Annotated in this window: 17 protein-coding genes; 8 read left to right on the top strand and 9 right to left on the bottom strand. The window is 71.0% G+C overall.

Annotated elements, in window-relative coordinates:
• Window positions 1–68 precede the first annotated feature (68 nt).
• Window positions 69–839 (top strand): hypothetical protein, encoded by a 771-nt coding sequence (locus tag VZL07_RS28800; protein ID WP_426751069.1) that lies wholly within the window; start codon window positions 69–71, stop codon window positions 837–839.
• Window positions 840–861: 22 nt separating this feature from the next.
• Here the strand turns inward: VZL07_RS28800 and VZL07_RS28795 are convergent, their stop codons facing one another.
• Window positions 862–1611: a pyridoxal-phosphate dependent enzyme gene (locus VZL07_RS28795; protein WP_426751068.1), complete on the bottom strand. Its 750-nt coding sequence runs from the start codon at window positions 1609–1611 to the stop codon at window positions 862–864.
• A 186-nt stretch (window positions 1612–1797) separates the two neighbouring features.
• On the opposite strand from VZL07_RS28795, the gene VZL07_RS28790 reads away from it, so the two are divergent.
• From VZL07_RS28790 to VZL07_RS28780, 3 genes are all read left to right on the top strand, one after another.
• Window positions 1798–3627 (top strand): sensor histidine kinase, encoded by a 1830-nt coding sequence (locus tag VZL07_RS28790; protein WP_426751067.1) that lies wholly within the window; start codon window positions 1798–1800, stop codon window positions 3625–3627.
• On the top strand, window positions 3624–4340 hold the full coding sequence (locus VZL07_RS28785) for a response regulator transcription factor (RefSeq protein ID WP_426751066.1): 717 nt from the start codon (window positions 3624–3626) through the stop codon (window positions 4338–4340). Before VZL07_RS28790 ends, VZL07_RS28785 begins: the two co-directional genes overlap by 4 nt.
• Window positions 4341–4508: 168 nt before the next feature.
• Entirely contained in the window at window positions 4509–5267 is a 759-nt protein-coding gene (locus VZL07_RS28780) for an energy transducer TonB (RefSeq protein ID WP_426751065.1), read from the top strand.
• A gap of 9 nt (window positions 5268–5276) precedes the next feature.
• On the opposite strand, the gene VZL07_RS28775 is transcribed toward VZL07_RS28780, so the two are convergent.
• Complete coding sequence (locus tag VZL07_RS28775; RefSeq protein WP_426751064.1) at window positions 5277–6302, bottom strand: tetratricopeptide repeat protein; 1026 nt, start codon at window positions 6300–6302, stop codon at window positions 5277–5279.
• Window positions 6303–6611: 309 nt separating this feature from the next.
• On the opposite strand from VZL07_RS28775, the gene VZL07_RS28770 reads away from it, so the two are divergent.
• Window positions 6612–8099, top strand: a complete 1488-nt coding sequence (locus VZL07_RS28770; RefSeq protein ID WP_426751063.1) for a phytoene desaturase family protein — start codon at window positions 6612–6614, stop codon at window positions 8097–8099.
• 12 nt (window positions 8100–8111) lie between these two features.
• Here VZL07_RS28770 and VZL07_RS28765 read toward each other — a convergent pair whose 3' ends face one another.
• The 7 genes from VZL07_RS28765 to VZL07_RS28735 form a co-directional block, all read right to left on the bottom strand.
• Complete coding sequence (locus tag VZL07_RS28765; protein ID WP_426751062.1) at window positions 8112–9266, bottom strand: hypothetical protein; 1155 nt, start codon at window positions 9264–9266, stop codon at window positions 8112–8114.
• Window positions 9263–10828 carry an ATP-binding protein gene (locus VZL07_RS28760; protein ID WP_426751061.1) on the bottom strand — a complete coding sequence of 522 codons (1566 nt, stop codon included), beginning with the start codon at window positions 10826–10828 and terminating at the stop codon, window positions 9263–9265. The genes VZL07_RS28765 and VZL07_RS28760 overlap by 4 nt, the downstream gene beginning before the upstream one ends.
• 89 nt (window positions 10829–10917) lie before the next feature.
• A complete protein-coding gene (locus tag VZL07_RS28755; protein ID WP_426757396.1) occupies window positions 10918–11823 on the bottom strand; it encodes a TIGR02757 family protein in 906 nt (301 codons plus the stop codon).
• Between the two features lie 249 nt (window positions 11824–12072).
• Window positions 12073–14124, bottom strand: coding sequence for a M20/M25/M40 family metallo-hydrolase (locus VZL07_RS28750; protein ID WP_426751060.1), 2052 nt, complete (start codon window positions 14122–14124; stop codon window positions 12073–12075).
• Between the two features lie 165 nt (window positions 14125–14289).
• Window positions 14290–14736: a MogA/MoaB family molybdenum cofactor biosynthesis protein gene (locus VZL07_RS28745; RefSeq protein ID WP_426751059.1), complete on the bottom strand. Its 447-nt coding sequence runs from the start codon at window positions 14734–14736 to the stop codon at window positions 14290–14292.
• A 44-nt stretch (window positions 14737–14780) separates the two neighbouring features.
• Complete coding sequence (locus tag VZL07_RS28740; RefSeq protein WP_426751058.1) at window positions 14781–15191, bottom strand: hypothetical protein; 411 nt, start codon at window positions 15189–15191, stop codon at window positions 14781–14783.
• Window positions 15192–15350: 159 nt separating this feature from the next.
• Window positions 15351–15668: a Rieske (2Fe-2S) protein gene (locus tag VZL07_RS28735; RefSeq protein WP_426751057.1), complete on the bottom strand. Its 318-nt coding sequence runs from the start codon at window positions 15666–15668 to the stop codon at window positions 15351–15353.
• Between the two features lie 79 nt (window positions 15669–15747).
• Between VZL07_RS28735 and polX the strand changes: the two genes are divergently transcribed.
• Genes polX through mrtX form a run of 3 tightly spaced genes read left to right on the top strand, consistent with a single transcriptional unit; the run spans window position 15748 to window position 18846 of the window.
• Entirely contained in the window at window positions 15748–17493 is a 1746-nt protein-coding gene (gene polX / locus VZL07_RS28730) for a DNA polymerase/3'-5' exonuclease PolX (RefSeq protein WP_426751056.1), read from the top strand.
• A gap of 19 nt (window positions 17494–17512) precedes the next feature.
• Window positions 17513–18130 carry a serine protease gene (locus VZL07_RS28725; RefSeq protein ID WP_426751055.1) on the top strand — a complete coding sequence of 206 codons (618 nt, stop codon included), beginning with the start codon at window positions 17513–17515 and terminating at the stop codon, window positions 18128–18130.
• Window positions 18127–18846 carry a myxosortase MrtX gene (mrtX, locus tag VZL07_RS28720; RefSeq protein WP_426751054.1) on the top strand — a complete coding sequence of 240 codons (720 nt, stop codon included), beginning with the start codon at window positions 18127–18129 and terminating at the stop codon, window positions 18844–18846. The genes VZL07_RS28725 and mrtX overlap by 4 nt, the downstream gene beginning before the upstream one ends.
• Window positions 18847–18904: the final 58 nt, after the last annotated feature.

Genomic DNA, 18904 nt, shown 5'->3' with positions numbered 1-18904 from the left:
AGGTGGGCGGACACGGCTGGACGGCGCCTGATATGGAATAAGCCGTCTCAGCTTCCGTCGGAGAAGACGTGAACAAGCTCGCCAGCATTGCCGCCCTCGTCCTGGCCGCCACGGCGCTCGTGGTGGCCCTCTGGAGTCCCCGTGAGCCGGTGCAGGCCCCTCCGCCGGCCCCGCCGCCCGAGCAGCCCACCAGCGCCGCGGCGGACGTCATCGCCCTGGAGCGGCGCGTGAAAGCCCTGGAGGACACCGCCATCGGCCTGTCGCGGCGGCTGATGGAGGTGGAGAAGCGCCCCACCGTGACGGCGGATGGCAAGGTGGTGACGTCCCCGGCGCCGGCCTCGCTCGCGGCGGAGGTGGAACAGCTCCGCTCGGAGGTGCAAGGCATGGTCGCCGGCGAGGCGCTCAACTCCGAGGGCGGTCGCGACTTCCTCAAGGACATGGTGCGCAACGTCCAGGACGAGATGCGCGACGAGCAGCGCGCGGAGCGCCAGCAGCGGTGGCAGCAGGCCCAGGTTCAGCAGCAGGCACAGCAGCAGGAGCGCGTGCGCCAGTTCATCACCGACGCGCGGCTCAACTACAACCAGGAGCAGACGCTGACGCGCCGGCTGGAGGCCGAGTCCACCAAGCGGCAGGCCCTCATGGAGGAGGTTCGCGCCGGGACGAAGTCCATGCGCGACGTGCGGCAGGCGCTGCGCGCCGAGACGCAGCAGACCGACCAGGAGATGAACGCCATCCTCGACGAGAGCCAGCGGGCCCAGTACCAGACGCTGCGCCGCGGGGACCGGCGCTTCGGCGGCCCCCCGGGGGGACGGACTGGCGGCCAGGGCCGCGGACAGTGAGTCGCGCCCCGGCGCGAGGCGCCTAGCCGTCGAAGGGGGGCCTCGCGTTGTGGGAGATGACGAGGACCTCGTCGGGCCGCCGCTCCGACCGGGCCCAGACCAGCAGCGCGGCGAGGGCATCCGCCGCCTTCGGCTCCGCCGTCTCCAGCGCGATGTCCTCGCGGTACGGAAAGAAGAGGTCCTTGGAGCCCAGGCTCTGCTCCGCCCAGCGGCGCCAGCCGGGCATCGCCCTTCCGGGCGCGGGCTGCAGGCCCACCACCTCATAGCCCGCCGCCGTGAAGGGCCGGTGCAGCCCCGCCACGGTGGCGCCGGTGCCAAAGCCACACACCACGCACCGCACGGCCGGGAACACGTCCTGCACCACGTCGAGCAGCCGCGTGGTCCACGACTCCACGCTCTCCACCAGCGCGCCATTGGCGAGCTGCCGGGGCCAGAACCAGCCCTGGCGCTCGTAGTCCAGCGCCAGCTCCCAGGCCTGGGTGAAGCCGTGCACGGTGCGAACCTCACCCCCGAAGCCGTGGGCCCGCAGGTACGCCGAGCCGGTGGAGTCCGTCAGGGCCACCACCGGAAGCCCGCGCTCGCGGCCCAGCGCGTCCAGCGCCAGCGCCGACGACGCGCCGGACAGCTCCACCAGCCCCTTGGTCTCCGCGGGCGCGGACTCGAGGTGATGGGAGAACGTCAGGTACTTCAGACTCCCGGCCGGAAGCGCCCCACCCCAGAGCACCACCGGCCCCCCCGGCCAGGGCCGTGACAAGGGAAACACGACGCGCATGCGTGAACCTCCGGCCCCAACGTCCCCGGGGAGGCCCGCTGGCGCCAGCCGCGTGACGCACGCGCTGTCCGGACGTGGACCTGGCGTCCGCTCGCTCACCGGCCCAGGACATTCGGCCCCGCCAGGAGGCCGACGCGAAAAGCCTCGGGGACCAGGCGGCTGTGCAATAGTCGTCGGCGGCTCCACATGCTGCGCCGGCTCCTTCCTACGCTCGTCGCCCTGGGTTGTGGCCTCCTGGCCCTGGGCTGGGGGCTGGTCAGCCTCCAGCGCATCTTCAGCCGCGAGCGCGACGACGCCCACGCGCAGCTGCGCTCCCGCCGCGACGCCCTGGCCCACGCGGGTGAGGAGGCCCTGCGGCAGAACCTGACGCGCAAGCTCGACGAGAGCATCGTCCCCCTCCACGCCGCCGTGGGGGACCCGCTCGAGCCCGGCGAGGGCTTCTACCTCAACTTCCGCGACTACCAGTTCCTCCCCCGGCTCACCATCCCCATGCCAGGCACCGAGACGCCGGCCCGGGACCTGTGGGCGCGGCTCGGCGCCCGGCTGAAGGACGGCGGGGCCGCGGGAGCCTGGGAGCCGCGCCTCACGCGGCTGCGCGCCGTGGAGGCCGCGCTGGCGGCGAAGGATGCACGGGGCGTGGCCATGCGGGTGGAGGAGCTGCTGCGCTACCACGCCGCCCACCGGCTGCCGCCGGAGCAGGAGCTGCCCTTCCTGCTGCTGGTGGTGGAGCGGCTCCAGCGCGGCGACGCCACGCCGCCCCTGGTCCGGGCCCTGCTGCGCGAAGGGCTGCCGGAGGACTTCGGCGGCTTCGCCCGGGCGTCAGGGCTCCAGCGGGACCTGCTGCGCGAGCGCTCGCGCTTCACGCAGGCGGACTTCGACTTCCTCCATGCGCGCGTCGTCCAGGTCAGCGCCGCGCTGGGTGAGCCCACGGCGGACTTCCTCGCCCGCGCGAGCGAGGCGGGCGCCGGCATGCTGGTGATTCCCGAGGACCTCTACGAGCCCACCCTCCTGGGCGAGCTCTGGTACGTGGAGCCCCGGGGCGAGGCGCTGTACGGCATCGCCGTGGACCTGGAGGCGATGCTCCAGCCGATTACCCAGGACATGCAGGCGCGAGGCCTCTTCGACTCGACGGGGCGGCTGCGGCTGCGCGCCGGGGGCGCCTTCCGGCCGCTGCGGACGCTGAAGCTGGCGGTGGACCTGCCCGAGTGGGCACGCCAGGAGGCGGACATCGACGCGCGCTACGGGCTGAAGACGCTGCTGGTGGCCGTGTGCGGCGCGCTGGCGGTGGCCATCTTCGCGCTGGCGGTGGTGGCGCAGCAGCGCAAGTACCGCTTCCTGGAGCTCAAGAGCGACTTCGTGGCCACCGTGTCCCACGAGCTGCGCACGCCCCTGGCCTCCATCCGCCTGCTGGGCGAGACGCTGGAGCGCAAGCTCGCGCAGGCGCCGGAGGTGCGGGACTACCCGGCCCGCATCGTCCAGGCCGCGGACGGGCTGCACTTCCTGGTGGAGAACATCCTGTCGTTCAACCGCATTGACAAGGGCCGCTGGAGGCTGCGGACCTCGCGCGTGCGCCTGGAGGAGCTGGTGCCTCCGCTGCGCGACGAGCTGGCCAGCGCCACGTCCGTCCCCGTCCACGTCACCGCGGACGTGGACGGCGCGGAGCTGGAAGCCGACCTGGGCCTCCTGCGGATGCTCTTCTCCAACCTGGGCCGCAACGCCTGCGCCTACAACCGGCGCGACCCCATCGAAATCACCATCCGCGCGCAGGTGATTCCGGGCTACGGCTGCACGGTGCTCTTCCAGGACAACGGCATCGGCATCCCCGCGTCCGAATGGGAGAACGCCTTCCTGGACTTCTACCGGGTGACAACGCCCGGCACGGAGGTCCATGGCAGCGGGCTGGGCCTTGCGCTGTGCCGGAGAATCATGAAGTTGCACCGGGGCGACATCCAGGTCGCCGCCTCGGGGCCAGACGGCACCACGTTCGCGCTGATATTCAACGAGCCGCATCGATGACCACCGCCCCGCCCGCCGCCTCCACCCGCCCTTCCATCCTCATCGTCGAGGACGATGCCCACCTGCGCGTGGGCCTTCGGGACAACCTGCTGGACGAAGGCTACCTCGTCGCCGAGGCCCCCAACGCCCGCGACGCGGAGCGGCTGCTCCAGGAGCGCGCCTTCGACCTGCTCATCCTCGACGTCATGCTGCCGGGCGAGGACGGCTACAGCTTCTGCCGCCGGCTGCGGGCGCAGGGCAACAAGAGCATGGTGTTGATGCTCACGGCGCGCTCGCTGGAGGACGACATCCTCAAGGGCTTCGAGGTGGGCGCGCAGGACTACCTCACCAAGCCCTACCGGCTGCGGGAGCTGCTGGCCCGGGTGCGCGCCCTGGTGCGGCGGGTGGGCGCGGCTCCGCCCGAGCAGATGACCTTCAGCGGCTTCACCCTGGACCTGGGGAAGCGGCAGGTGTCCCGGCCGGATGGCACGACCGTGGAGCTGACGCGCACGGAGTTCGACCTGCTGGCCTTCATGCTGCGCCACAAGGACCGGGCCCTGCCCCGGGGCGAAATCCTGGACGCCGTCTGGGGCCGCGACGTGGTGGTGGACCCGCGCACGGTGGACAACTTCGTCTCCAGCCTGAAGAAGAAGCTGGGCTGGACGAGCGCCTCCGGGTTCTCCATCCACACCATCCGGGGCGTGGGCTACCGCATGGAGGTCTCCTCGTCATGACACAACGATGACGAAGGAATGGCGGGCCCACCGCCATTCGATGGCACCGACTCCGTAGGTTGACTCCTGCGTGGACAGGGCGCTCCGAAGCCACCCGTCCCCGCCGGTGTGGTCCGCCCTGCGCGGCCCTCCACCGGGAGCGCCTGACGCGGAAGGAGGCCATCCAGAATGTTCAAGTCGGTCATCGAGCGGCAGCGGGCTGGACGTCTTGGCACGGGCGTGTGGGTGTCCATCGCCCTGCATGCGGCGCTCTTCGGCGCGGTGCTCTTCATCTCCGCGAGGCCGCAGGGCCCCGTCGAACCACCAGAGCCGCCGGACCTGGTGCTCCGGGTGGCCCAGGCGCCGCGGGTGGCGAAGGGCGTGCCCGCCCCCACCCAGCCGAAGCAGGCCACCGCGCCACGGCCGCGCCCGCGCAACCGGGACCGCATGCCCTCACGCGTGCCGCCGCCGGTGGTGGATGCGCCGCCCCAGCCGGTGGAAGCGGTGGCGAGCACCGACGACAGCGCCGCGACAGACGAACAGGCGGACCCCGGCGACGGGCTGGTGGGCGGACACCCGGATGGCTACGAGGACAGCACCGTGGTGGGCGTGGCGTTCGTCCCCGGTCTCGACCAGGTGCAGGGGGCCACGGGAACGGACGTTCTCGACTTCGGCTCGGGCATGACGCCGCCCCGGCTGCTCGGAAGCCCGGGCATCGATTACACGCACCAGGCGCTCGCCGCCCGCGTGGAGGGCACCATGATTGCCAGGTGCGTCATCACGGTGCGAGGCGACGTGACGGGCTGCCGCATCATCAAGGGCCTGCCGCACATGAACGAGGCGGTGCTCGATGCGCTGCACAGCCGCCGCTACGCCCCGGTGGAGTTCCAGGGCCGGCCCGTGAGCGTGTCCTACGTGTTCACCATCCGGCTCAAGCTGCCCCGTTAGCCGCGCCGCTCAGCCTTCGCGACGCCCCGCCGGCACCAGGACGTGCGTGAGCACGTATCGCTTGAGCCGCTGGCGGAGCGCGTCGTCCAGGGTGAGCACGACGTGGGGGTGGACGCGCGCGCCCACCTCGAACAGCACCACCTCCAGCAGCAGGCCCTCCTGGGCGATGTCGAACAGGCGGTCCAGCGTGGGGTCCAGCGCATCCATCTTGCCCTCGGCCTTCTGGCTCTCGTGGACGGCCAGCGCCGACGCCAGGCACTCCATCTCCTCCACGGAGGTGAACTGCTCCTCGGTGGAGCCGGTCATCTTCTCCCGGTGGGACGGCTCGCCCAGCCACAGGGCCTTGCAGTTGGCAAAGGCGAACCACCCCGGGTCGTGGTTGGGGTCGAACTGGATGGAGACGCCCTCGGCGTCGCGCTCCGCATAGCCCCGGGGGACGATGACATCCCCCCGGATGACGAGCCCCAGATGCGCGTTGGTCCGGAAGAACTGGCGGATGACGGGGTAGCGCGGGTTCAGCACCAGGCACCACGCCCAGGCCTCCAGGGCCTCCTCGAAGCGGCCGAGCTTCGCCAGCGCGTTGCCCTGGAAGAACCACGCGCGGTGGTCATGGGGGTTGAGCGTGGTGGCCCGGCGGTAGTGCTCGAGCGCCGTGGCCGCGTCGCCCGCGAAGTATGCGGCGTCCCCCCGGAAGACCCAGGCCACGTAGTTGTTTGGGTACCTCTCGGTGGCGCGGGCGTACAGCGTCGCCGCCTCGTCGTAGCGCCGGGCCTGGAAGTGGGGCTCGGCTTCGTCGAGCAGGGCCTTCACCTCAGCCTCGACGGGCCACTCGCGGATGAGGCGGCGGCCATTCTCCTCCACCACCCAGGGCACCTCCACCGACGGCATGCGCTGGGGCCAGAGCTGGTCCACCCATCCGCCCGGCGGAGAGTCCTTTCCTTCGACGCGGTACCGCACCGGCGAAGCCTCCAACTGCTTCACGATTTCGGAGGGAGACAGGTACGGCGGCGTCTCGGACTCCACCACGGACGTCACGCCGGCTTCCGGGGCAGCAGGCGCGGGCCGGGGCGTGGACGCGCAACCGAGAATGAAGGCACAGCCGAGAAAGACGAAGGATTGGCGCACGCGCAGGAGCCCCTTCCATGAGTGGAGTGCCCCCAGTCTACGCCCATGGCGCCCTCGCGCCGGAGCGTCGAAACGCGCCGACATGTGCCGGCGCCTGCGCTTCGCGAGATGTCCACCGCCAGGCAAGCATCTGGAAGGCGGTGACGAATGGCTCGCGAGTCGCCCCCCGCATCCATTAGGACGCGTGGGAGAGGCAGCCTCGGGCTCCGGATGGGGACGATGCCAGGCACCTGGTACGACGCGGTGGTGGTGGGCGCGGGGTTCGGCGGGCTGGCCACCGCGCTGGAGCTGTCGCGCCGGGGCGCGCGCGTGGCCCTGTGCGAGGCGCTGAACTACCCGGGCGGCTGCGCCAGCACCTTCCAGCGGGACGGCTACGCATTCGAAGCGGGCGCCACGCTCTTCTCCGGCTTCGAGCCGCACCAGCTCTTCGGCCGGTGGATTCGGGAGCTCGCCCTGCCGGTGACGGTGGACTGGCTGGACCCGGTGGTGGAGCTGCGCACGCCGGCCTTTCGGCTTCCCGTGCACCGCGACCGTGCCCGGTTCGTCGAGTCCCTGTGTGCCCTGCCCGACGCGCCGGCGCCCGCCGTGCGGCGGCTCTTCGCGCTCCAGGCCCAGGTGGCAGGCGCGCTGTGGCCTCTCTTCGACGACCCGACGCTGCTGCCGCCGCTGGACATGAAGGCGCTGCTGAGACACGCGGGGCGGGCGCACCTGTATCCGCCGCTGCTGCGGTGGCTGGGACGGCCGCTGGGCGCGGTGCTGGAGCAGCTCGGACTCTCGGGTTTCGCGCCGCTGCGCACCTACCTGGACGCGCTCTGCCAGATTACCGTCCAGTGCAGTGCCGCCGAGGCGGAGGCCCCGTTCGCCCTCGCCGCCATGGACTACTACTGGCGCGGCACCGGCCACGTGCGGGGCGGCATCGGGCAGCTCGCCAGGGCGCTGGCAGGCGCGGTGGAGGCGCAGGGCGGCGCCGTGCTGCTGGCCAACCGGGTGAAGGGCGTGACACCGGTTGCAGGTGGCTGGCGGGTGGATGCGCGCCGGGATGAGCTGAAGGCACGCCACGTCGTCGCGAACGTGCTGCCGCGCGGACTGAGCAGGCTGACAGGCGTCCCACTGGAAGCCTTGCCCGGGATGGAGCCGCTGTCCCGCACCGTCGAAGCGGGCTGGGGCGCCGCCATGCGGTACCTGGTGGTGCGCCCACCGGAAGCGGCGGACAGAAGCGCGCATCACCTGGAGCTGGTGGAGGACGTGGCCGCGCCCTTCATCGAAGGCAACCACCTGTTCATGTCCATCAGCGGCGAGGCGGACGCGGACCGCGCGCCGCCGGGGCACCGCACGGTGACGGTGTCCACCCATGTGCCGCTGAAGGCGCTGTCGCAGCTGCCAGCGGCCGAGCAGCGCAGCTACATCGAGCGCGTCCAGGCCCGGATGGACGCGGGGCTGCGGCGGCTCGCGCCCGAGTGGCTCGCGGGCCTCGTGCACGCGCTTCCGGCCTCTCCTCGCACGTTTCAACGCTTCACGCAGCGCGACGGCGGCGCGGTGGGCGGCGTTCCCCGCCGCGCGGGCCTGGCGAACTACCGGCAGCTGGGACCGCGGCAGGTCCGGAAGGGCCTGTGGCTGGTGGGCGACTCGGTGTTCCCGGGCCAGAGCACCCTGGCCACCGCCGTGGGCGGCGTGCGCACGGCGGCGAGCATCGCGGCACAGCGCTGAGCACGGCGCCCCTCAAGCGTCGAGCAGGTCCGCCCAGAAGCGCACCAGCCGCCACACGTCCATCAGCCCCTGAGGGCCGTCCATCTCCGCATGGGTGATGAGCGGCGTGGCCAGGGCGTGGACCTGGGTGTGGGGCCGCAGCGCCTGGGCCAGCCGCTGGGACTCCATGGCGGGAATCACCGTGTCTCCTTCGCCATGGAGCAGGAACACCGGCGCGGCGGGAGGCGGCGAGCGCTCCGGCGACAGGGCCGGGTCCGCGGAGAACGACTTCACGAATGGCAGCAGCCGCGGGCCCAGCTCCGCCACGTTGCGCGTGTTCACGAACCCCATCAACGTGGCCGCCGGCTCTGGCATCGCGGCCTGCATGTCGCGCGCCCTGGCGAAGGTCTGCTCCGCGAGGCGCCCGTCCACCATGGCCTGGTGCGAAGCGCGCAGGAAGGTCCGGATGCCGGCGCGCAGGGGCTCGACCTGCTCGGGCGGCACCAGCTTCTCCGCCACGTTGAGCAGGATGATGACCACGCCATAGTCATGCGGGGCCAGGTGGCCGCCCTCCGGCAACTCCCCGGTGCAGAGGAACGCCAGCACGCGAGGCAGGTCGCCATGCCCACCGAAAGAGAGCGTGGCCGCCACCCGGTCCTTCAGCGCGGGCCGCCCCGCCGCCACCACCGACAGCCCGCCAGAGAAGCTGATGCCGTACAGCGCCACCTTCCCATCGGGCGCCAGGTCCTGCTGCGAAGCGGCCCAGACAGCGGCGTCCTCGATGATGTCCGGCAGGCGCGGGGTGATTTCGTAGCGCAGCAGGTCCGTCGGCTCGGGCGTGAGCACCGGCTGGCCGCCCATCGCGAGGTCCTCCGCCAGCTTCACCAGCCGCGGCTCGTCGATGCCGTCCGCATGGACACCCGAGGTGAGCACCACCGTGCGGCCCCGAGGCGTCACGGGCCGGTACAGCCGGGCACGCACCGGGCCGTGCCGCGTGGGCACCTGCAAGTCCTTCACGTCGTAGGCGCCGACGCGCCAGTTCGCGAGCGCCGCCTCCACCGTGCCTTGCATCCCCGCCGCCCGAACGACCAGGGACAGGCCCCGCAGGTAGTCCGGAACCAGCAGCAGGGCGACGGCCAGGAGCGCCACGACCAGCGCGGCCAGCGTGCGCCGGACCGCACGACTCATTGGATGAGGTGCTCCACGAAGGTGCACAGGCGCTCGCGCTCGAAGGGCTTCTCCAGCAGCCCGCGCGTGCGACGGCCCACGAACTCACGCGCCTGCGCGGTGAAGGCGCCGCCCGTCATCAACCCGGTGCGCAGCGCCAGCTCCGGGGCCAGGCGCTCCAGCTCCACCACGAAATCCATCCCGCTCATGCCGGGCATCATCACATCGCAGAGGATGGCGTCGAAGCGCTCGCCCATGGAGAGGAGCCGGAGGGCCTCGCGCGCATCCTGGACGACGTGAATCTCATACACGTCACGCACCAGCCGGCTGACCGAGTTGCCCACCGAAGGCTCGTCGTCGATGAGCAGCAGGCGGCGGCGCTGCCGGGGCAGCGCGGGCTCCGGCGCGTGGGCCGCGCTCGCGCCCGCCGTCCAGCCCGCGGCCTGCGCGGGCAGCACGATGCGGAAGGTGCTCCCCCAGCCCGGCGCGCTGGAGACCTCGATGCGGCCGCCCATCGCCTGCACCAGCGTGAGGCAGATGGACAGCCCCAGCCCGGTCCCCTCGCCCACCGGGCGCGTCGAGAAGAACGGGTCGAAGATGCGGCGCTGGACGTCCGGCGCCATGCCATGCCCGTTGTCGGAGACCTCCAGCTCCACGTGGCGGGTGCTGCTGGCGCGCAGCGATACCCGCACCCGGTTCTCTTCCGGCGCCCGGTCCGGCAGGGCCTGGAGCGCGTTCAGGAGCAGGTTCACGACAATCTGGCTCAGGCGCGCCTCGTTGCCATGGACGGGCAGCACCGGCTCCAACGTGCACGTCAGCCGGGCGCGCAGCGCAATCTGGTTGCGGAGCAGCCGGAGCGCACCGTCCACCACGTGGCCCATGTCCACGGGCCCGTGGAGCTCTTCATCCGCGCGGGAGAAGGTGCGCAGGTCCCGGACAATCGCGCTGACGCGGCCAGCGCCCTCCTGCGCCTCGGCCACCACCTCTCGCAGCTCCATCATCTGCTCGGGTGGCAACGCCGGCTGGGAGAGCAGCTCGCGCATGTACGACAGGTTGGAGCTGACGTAGGACAAGGGGTTGTTGATTTCGTGCGCGACGCCCGCGGCCAGCGTGCCAATCGAAGCCATCCGGTCCGCGAGCACCCACTGCGACTCCACCCGCGCGCGGTCCGTCGCGTCCGGGTGGACTGGCGAGGGCCCCTCACTTCCGTCGGGCCTCGCCTCCAGGCGCCTGCGGAGCCCCACGAGCCGGGCGCCCCAGTGCATTCCCGGCGCGGACAGGCACTCGTCCGCGCCCGCTTCGGCCAGGCGCTCGGCCTCCGCCGGGGCGCGCCCGGTGAGCACGACGAAGTGCGTGCGGGCCACCGTCCGGCGCGCATGGAGCTGATGACAGCGCTCGAGCGTCTCCGCGAGCGGACCGCCCTCGTCCCACAGGACGATGAGCCCTTCGGAGATGGCATCGGGCAAGGTGCCCGCTGGGGGCACATGAAGGAGCTGGCAGTTCCGGCCCGCCGCGGAGTGGAGAATCCCTTGCTCGACCTCCTCCGACACCTCGGGAGGCAGTGCCACCAGCGTTGCAAACACGGCGTCAATCCTCCGGCCCCATGAGGCCCCGGGTTCCGCGCGCATGAGCCGGAGCCACGTGCCCATTGCAGCGCCCGCGCGAGCCCCGGTCAACGGCGTCGCGTCTCGGACAGTCCATTACCCTTTCGGCCGGTGGTTCCACCGACCCGCCGGGTCGCCATGGCCACCACGCCTGGCCCTACCTCACACGCCTGCAACAGTGGACAGCGAGCACAGTTCTCCGGCACGGGCTGCGCGGGGCACGCCCCACTCATGCCGTAATGACACAACGCGAAGTCGTAACGGACAGGGTCGTCCGCGTCCAACGCCCGCAGGGCGGCCGTCACCTCCTCTGCCGTGCGCCACGTCAGGTCGCTGCGACGTGTCAGCCCCAGGTGCCGGGAGATGCGACCAATGTGGGTGTCCAATGGAACCAGGAGCGCGGCGGCCGGCACCCGCGTCCAGATGCCGAAGTCCACGGTGTCCGGCCCCCGAACCATCCACCGGAGGAAGAGGTTGAGGCGCTTGGCCGCGCCCCCGCCCAGGGGTGAGGGCAGCAGGTGATGCAGGCCCCGTTCGGGCCCGAGCGCCGCGCGCAGGGCCTCCATGGGCACCGCGCGCAAGGCCGTCGTGAAATGGTCCAGCGCGCCGTGCAGGGTGCCGCGCGACTGGAGCCCCTGGACGAACAGGGCCTCCAGGCTGCCCTGCTCCCGCAGCACGCGCCCCATTCCCATCAGGAGCACGGCGACGTCCGTTCCCACGTTGAAGCGATACACGAAGCCGGTGAGCAGCTTCCGCGTGCCGCGTACGTCGAGCGCACGGACGAAGGCGGCGGGTGAATCCCCCATCTGTCGAAGCAGTGCATCGACTTTGGGGCGGAACAGGTCCGCGCGGCCGTAGGCCAACCCGGCGGCCAGGAGCGCGCTGACCTCGATGTCCCGAGGGTCCCCATAGCGGTGCGGGAACTCCACCGGGTCGAAGCCGATGCGGGTCCGCGCGTCGGTGGACGTCAGCACCGCCTCCAGTCGCGGGCGCAGATGCTCGACGGCCTGGGGCGAAAGTCCGGCCGCAGCCGGGGTGCGCCTGTTGGACCTCGGTGTCACGTCAGGGGCTCCCAAATGTTCCTGGAACGGCGGGCCGCCCTCCCGTCTTCCCGACTACGGAGCGAGCTCGGAGTCCTGGTCGCCATCACGGCGGATTGCGGAGCACCGGGTCGCGGTGACGAAGCCCCCGTCCCCTTGCGAGCGACGGAGGCTTCCTCGAGGTCAATACGTGGTGGGGTCACGTCCCACGGTGAAGATGAGGTCGTCGTGGTCGGTGTAGCTCGCCGGGTTGCACGGATTGGCGCTGCCACTGAGCCGGAAGACGGCGCGCACCGCCTGGGCACCCGTCCCCGCCGGCAGCTCATACGTGGCGGACAGTACGTGCCGGCCCCTGGACGGCGCCGACAATGTGCCGATGAGCTGCCACTCGGGGGCATTGGCGTTGGCCGCATAGAACAGGTCGAGCCGGTCGCTGCGGGGGTTGAAGACCCAGACCGTCGCATCGACCTGTACCTGCTTGCCCGCCGTGAAGTGCGCCCCATCCAGCGTGTACACCTGGATGTGCTCGTTCGACTGTTCCCGGAGGTAGGTGCCCGCCACGCCGTCCGCACAGGAGTTGTTGATGGTGTTCGGCGCGTTCGCCTCGGGCCCCATGCCGCCCCGTCCGTTGAGCAGCGTGCCGGACTCACACGCATGGGACTCCGAGAAGCACCGCGGCGCCCTCAGCACCGGGTCGAAGCCCGCCACGCTGGGGACATTGCGCACCGTCACCGAAACGCCGGGGCTGAGCGCCGACTGGCCCCCACCGTCGTGCGCCCGGGCTTCCAGCCTATGACTGCCATTGGGCTCCGCGGCCGTGTTCCACGCGAACGTGTAGGGCGCCGTGGCGACCGTCGCCTTCACCACGCCGTCCACGAGGAACTCCACGCGATTCACGCCCGACGCATCCGAAGCCGAGGCGGTGACGGTCGTCACCCCCGACACCATGCTCCCCGCCGCGGGCGAGGTGATGGCCACCTGCGGCGCCTTCCCGTCGTCCAGGAAGCCCTTGGCCAGCTCGACCAGGTACGCGGTGGCAATCTTCGCGAACTTGACCGAGTGGCGGGCATCGCCGCCGCTGTTCTGGAGCGTGTCGTTGGCCGTGTGGATGTGGGGATTGGACTCGCTCAGCGGCGCCTCGAAGGGCATCGAGGCCACGAATCCGGCGGACGTCCACGATGCATGGTCGGAACAGGCGTATCCGCACCACGTGGTCGTCCACTTGATCTCGTCGTTGAAGTACGTGCCGATGAGGCTGGTGATGAACGTGTTCTGCGCCGCGCTGGTGCGGTCGGACACCAGGGCCACGTCATGGCTCGCCGATCCCTTGTAGTTCGTCATGTCGAGCTGCAGGACGCCCACCACGTCTACACCCTTCGAGCGGTAGTCGTTGGCGATGGCGGTCGAGCCGCGCAGGCCCACTTCCTCGGCCGCGTAGGCCATGAACTTCACGGTTCGCGCCGGGCGGTAGCCCCGAAGCAGGGCCACGCGAATCACCTCGGTGAGGGTGGCGATGCCCGACGCGTCGTCATCCGCACCCGGGGCGGTGCGGCCCGAGCTGGTCGAGTCCAGGTGGCCGCCCAGCACGACGACCTCCTCCTTCAGCGAGGAACCAGGGATGGTCAGGATGACGGATGGCTGCGCCCACGAATGGGCGAAGTGCTCGACGGTGATGTCGGTGCGCTCCGCGGGAACCAGCGCCTCCCAGCGCTGCTTCAGCGAGTGGGCGGCGGAAACGCCCGTCTCTGACGAGTAGTAACGGGTCGCATAGCTGGACAGGTGGTCGATGGTGTCGCGGATGCGGAACTCCTGGAGCTCCTTCACCAGGGCGTTCACCGTCTCCGCATTGTCGATGCTGTACGTGACGGCGGTGGCGGGAACCGCCTTCCGAGCGGCGGAGACGTCCAGCGCCGCGAGCGCCGCCGCCTCGGTGTCATGGTAGATGAAGCCGCCGCAGCGGTTCAGCTTCTCATGCATCATTCGCGAGATGAGGTTGAGCTGGGATTCGCGCACGCGCAGCGCGGTGACCTCGTCCTTCTGACCGGACAGGACCGCGGCCTCGTGCCCCGCGCCCTTCAAGGCAGCGTTGACGTGCTCGAGGGCATCCGAGCCGAGGGTGATCCACACCACACGGTCCGGCGCCTTCACGAGCGGTGTCCTCGCGGGGGGGGCCTTCGCGAACGCCGAGGCGCTCCAGAGCACCAGGAGGACGGAGGCCAGGCGCTTCATGTTCATGCGTTTCTCCACTGCCATGAGGGACGTTGCGGCCGGGGCTGCAGGACCTGCGTCCCCCGCGTTCGCCGGGAATCTACACGCCCGGCAAAGGCAGGGGATATTGCTCAGGCCGAGCCAATCGCCCTGGACGGCATTCTCATGGCGTGAGAGCCACGCGATGCGGCGTCAGCGAGACAGCTCGCGCACGGCGTGCCCCAGCTCCGGAAGGATGAGCGCCTCGAGCGCGAGCCGCACCGCCTTGGGCGAGCCCGGCAGTGCGAAGACAATCATCCCCTGATACGTACCCGCGGTTGCACGGGACATCATCGCCGCGCTTCCCACCTGGCGGTAGGACAGCATCCGGAAGAGCTCCCCGAAGCCGGGGAGCTCCTTCTCGAACAGCGGGCGCAGCGTCTCCACGGTGCAGTCGCGCCGGCCAATGCCCGTGCCGCCTGTGAACAGCACGGCGCGGGCCCCCGTCTCGCGGGCCGATTCCAGCGCACCCCGAATCGCGTCCGGGTCGTCCTTCACCACCACGGACCCGGTGACGACATGGCCGGCGGCTTCCAGTCCGTCACGCAAGACCTGGCCGCTCTCGTCGCGCTTCGCGTCCCGACTGTCCGAACACGTCACGACGAAGGCGCTGACATGCGCCGGAGCGCGAGCCTTGTGCTCCGCTACCGGCCCCGCGTCGTGTGTATGGGGCGCATGGTGGTGATGCTCGTGGCCGTGATCATGCGCGTGGTCATGGCCGTGAGCATGCACATGGCCGTGGCCGTGTTCATGGCGGTGCGCGTGCCCATGCTCGTGACGGTGCGCGGCGTGAGGGGCGTGGCCGTGGGAGTGAGCGTGCTCGTGGCCATGGTCGGAATGCGCGTGGCCATGGTGATGGTGGCCGTGCTCGTGCCCATGGTCAGAATGCGCGTGGCCATGGTGATGGTGGCCGTGCTCGTGCCCGTGGTGGTGGTGCCCGTGGTCGACATGCTCGTGGGCATGGTGGTGGTGCCCGTGGTCGACATGCTCGTGGCCGTGGGCAGGGTCGTCCCCATGATGATGGGCATGGCCGTGGTGAGGGTGGCCGTGCTCATGCACGTGACCGGGGTCATCCCCATGGCTGTGCGCGGTGTCGCGGCGCGGATGACAGGGGTCATCCCCCGGCTCGTGAGGCTCATCTGCGTGCGCATCACCGCGGCGCGGATGCAAGGGGTCGTGTGCCATGACAGGTGCTCCGGAGTGCGAGAGTTCCCTCAGGAATGGTCGGGCAGCTCGACGACGAGCGCACCGTCCTCGACCGACACCGACACTGTCGGCTGGTCGTCACAGACCCCGGGTGAGGTCTCGTTGCGCCCGGTATCCATGTCGAAGCCGACCTCATGACACGGGCAGACGACCATATTGTTCTCGATGCGGCCGCCGGACAGCAGGCACCCGGCGTGGTTGCACCAATCATCCAGGCCCTTGTAGCGCCCGTGGATCTTCGCGATACACACGTTGCGCTTTCCGACCTCGTAGCCCCGCATTTCCCTCTCGGCGAAGTCCGCCGGTCCCAGCTTGATCTTCGTCATCGCGGCCCCCTTTTCCCACAACGCCGGACGGGCTGCACTCCCGATGCCCGGGCATTACCTTCAGCCAGTGAACCCCGACGTGACCATCCCCACTGCCGTCGACAAGGCTACCGTCGCCCAGGTCCTCCGCGACATCTCCCTCCTGCTCCAGCTCCAGGGAGAGAGCGGGTTCCGCGTCCGCGCTTACGACATGGCCGCGGACCGCATCGCCGGCCTCCCCCAGGAGCTGGGGAGCGTGGTCGCGGAAGGCCGCCTGGAGAGCCTGCCGGGAATCGGGCCCGCGCTCGCGGAGAAGATCACCGAGCTGGTGACCACCGGCCGGCTCGGCTACCTGGAGGAACTCAAGGCCCAGTTCCCGCCCGGCCTGCTGGAGCTCACGCAGTTACCCGACATCGGCCCCAAGAAGGTGGCCACACTCTGGCGCGAGCTGCAGATCAGCGGCCTCGACGAGCTGGAGCGGGCCTGCCGCGAAGGCCGCGTGCAGAAGCTCCGCGGCTTCGGCGCGAAGAGCGAGGCGAAGATGCTGGAAGGCATCGCCCTGTACCGGCGCGCGCGCGGCGAGCGCAAGCTGCTGGGCGATGTGCTCCCCGTCGCCACGGCCCTGCTGGAGCGCGTGAAGGCCGCGCCGGGCGTGGTGCGCGCCAGCCTGGGCGGCAGTGTGCGCCGGCAGGCGGAGACGGTGGCGGACGTGGACATCATCGCTTCCGCGGCGGACGCGGGCCCGGTGCTCGACGCCCTGGCGAACGCTCCGGGCGTGGCGCGGGTGCTCGGCAAGGGTGACAGCAAGTGCTCGGTGCGCCTGGAAAACGGCGACCTCCAGGTGGACCTGCGCGTGCTGCCCGACGAGGACTTCGCCACCGCGCTGCATCACTTCACGGGCTCCAAGGCGCACCACATCCGCCTCCGCAACCTCGGCCACGAGCGCGGGCTCAAGATCTCCGAGTGGGGCATCCACCGGGAGGACGGCAGCAAGGTGCCGGTGAAGGAGGAGGCCGACCTCTACGCCCTGCTGGACATGCAGTACGTGCCGCCCGAGCTGCGCGAGGACACCGGCGAGTTCGAGGCCGCGCGAGAGGGCCATCTCCCGACGGACCTCGTCACGCTGGAGGACGTCCTGGGCGCGGTCCACGCGCACAGCACCTGGTCCGACGGGCGAAACAGCCTCGAGGAGATGGCGCACGCGGCCCGGGCACTGGGCCTCAAGTACCTCACCGTCACCGAGCACAGCGAGGCGGCCATCTACGCCGGCGGCTTGAAGGTGGACGACCTCAAGCGCCAGTGGGAGGAGATCGACCGCATCAACGAGGCCGTCCCCGGGGTGCGCCTGCTCAAGGGCATCGAGGTCGACATCCTGGAGTCCGGCGCGCTCGACTACGCGGACAGCGTGCTGGAGCAGCTCGAGGTCGTCATCGGCTCCATCCACGTCCGGCACGGCATGGACGAGGACCAGATGACGCGCCGGCTGCTGGCCGCCCTGGACAACCCCTGCCTCCAGATTCTGGGACACCCCACGGGCCGGCTCATCAACAGCCGGGAGCCCTACCCCGTCCGCATGGACGAAATCCTGGAGCGGGCGGCCGAGCGCGGCGTGGCGGTGGAGGTGAACGGCAAGCCCGCGCGGCTGGACATCAAGGCCGAGTACGTCCGGCAAGCGGTGAAGCGAGGCGTTCGACTGGTGGTGAGCTGCGACGCCCACCAGAAGGAGGACCTGCGAAACCTGGCCTTCGCGGTAGCCACCGCGCGCCGGGGCTGGGCCCGCAAGCGGGACGTGCTCAACACGCTCCCGGCCGACCGCTTCGTCACCGCACTGCGCGAGCGCCGGTGATAGGCTGCGGCCTCCGCCGATGGCCCGCCTGTTGCCGCTCGTCCTCTGTCTCGTCTCCTCCTCCGCCACCGCCGCGGATGGAGACCGCCCTTCTCGCGCCGACCTCCAGCGGGTGCTGGAGCGACATGGGCGCTCGGTGGTGCACGTCAAGGGCCCCCGCCGGGCGGGCCCGGGTGTCTTCGTGGGCGCCGAGGGCCAGGTGCTCACCTCGGTGGCCCCGGTGGGCACGCGCTTCACGGGCCTGAACGCCACCACGGTGGAGCACGACGGGAAGTCCCTGCCAGCCCGGGTGGTGATGGCCAGCGAGGACCTCCAGGTGGCGGTGCTCGCCGCGCCGGACGGCACCTACCCCGCCGCGCCCGTGAAGGTCCTGAAGGAAGGCGCCAGCCTCGAGGGACAGTGGCTGGTGGGCGTCCTCCCCGCGACCCGGCGCCAGCCCGCGACGCCCGTGCCAGCGCAGGCCCGCGCCGCCCCGCCTCCCTTCTATGACGTCCCGCTGGCCCTCCCCGCCGGCAGCCCCGTCTTCGACGCGGAGGGGCGCCTGGTGGCCGTGGTCGTGAAGCAGCATCGCCGCGGCTGCCGCGTGCTGCCGCTGGGCGCGGTGAAGGTCCAGCTCGCCGCCATGGATACACCATGACCCAGGCCACCACGACTCCCTGGCGCCCGAGCGCCGTGCAGGAAGCGATGGGCCTGTGGGCCGTGGGCTTCCTGGCCATCGTCGCCGCCTTCCTCCTCTTTGGCGGCTCCAGCTTCCCCAAGCTGGTCGCCACCGTGGGCTTCCTCTATCTGCCGCTCATCCCCATGCGCTGGCGGGACGAGGACTACCGGGACTACGGCCTGTCGCTCCGCGCCTGGCGCGAGGACGTGAAGCTGTTCCTCATTCTGTCCGCGGTGGTGGGCCCCCTGTTCTTCCTGGGCTTCGCCGGGTTCGTGGAGGTGCTGCCCCACCTGCCCCCGGCGCTCGCGAAGCACCTCACGCCGCTGATGGGCGAGGCCCGCTTCCAGCCCCGGCTGCCTCCGCGCTTCGGCGAGTGGATGATCGACCAGCTCTTCGTCGTCGCCCTGCCGGAGGAGTTCTTCTACCGGGGCTACCTCCAGACGCGCCTGCGGGACGCCTGGCCTCAGGGACGGAAGTTCCTCGGGGGCCGGCTGGGGCCCGCGTTCTGGCTCACCGCGGTGCTGTTCGCCCTGGGCCACCTGGCCATCTTCCAGGCCTGGCGACTGTCGGTGTTCTTCCCGGCGCTGATCTTCGGCTGGATGCGTGAGCGCACCGGCACCGTCATCGGCGCCGCCCTGTTTCACGCGGCCTGCAACCTCTACGTGCGGTTTCTTGAGGTTTCTTTTTTCGGCTGATTTCCGCCGGATTTCGCCGCGACCACACTCCGTGCGACAGTGCCGAGGTGACTGGCCG

This window comes from Pseudomyxococcus flavus (assembly GCF_050038885.1).
Lineage (GTDB): Bacteria > Myxococcota > Myxococcia > Myxococcales > Myxococcaceae > Myxococcus > Myxococcus flavus.
Note: the sequence above shows the minus strand (reverse complement) of the source record. Positions and strands in the feature narration are given on the sequence as shown.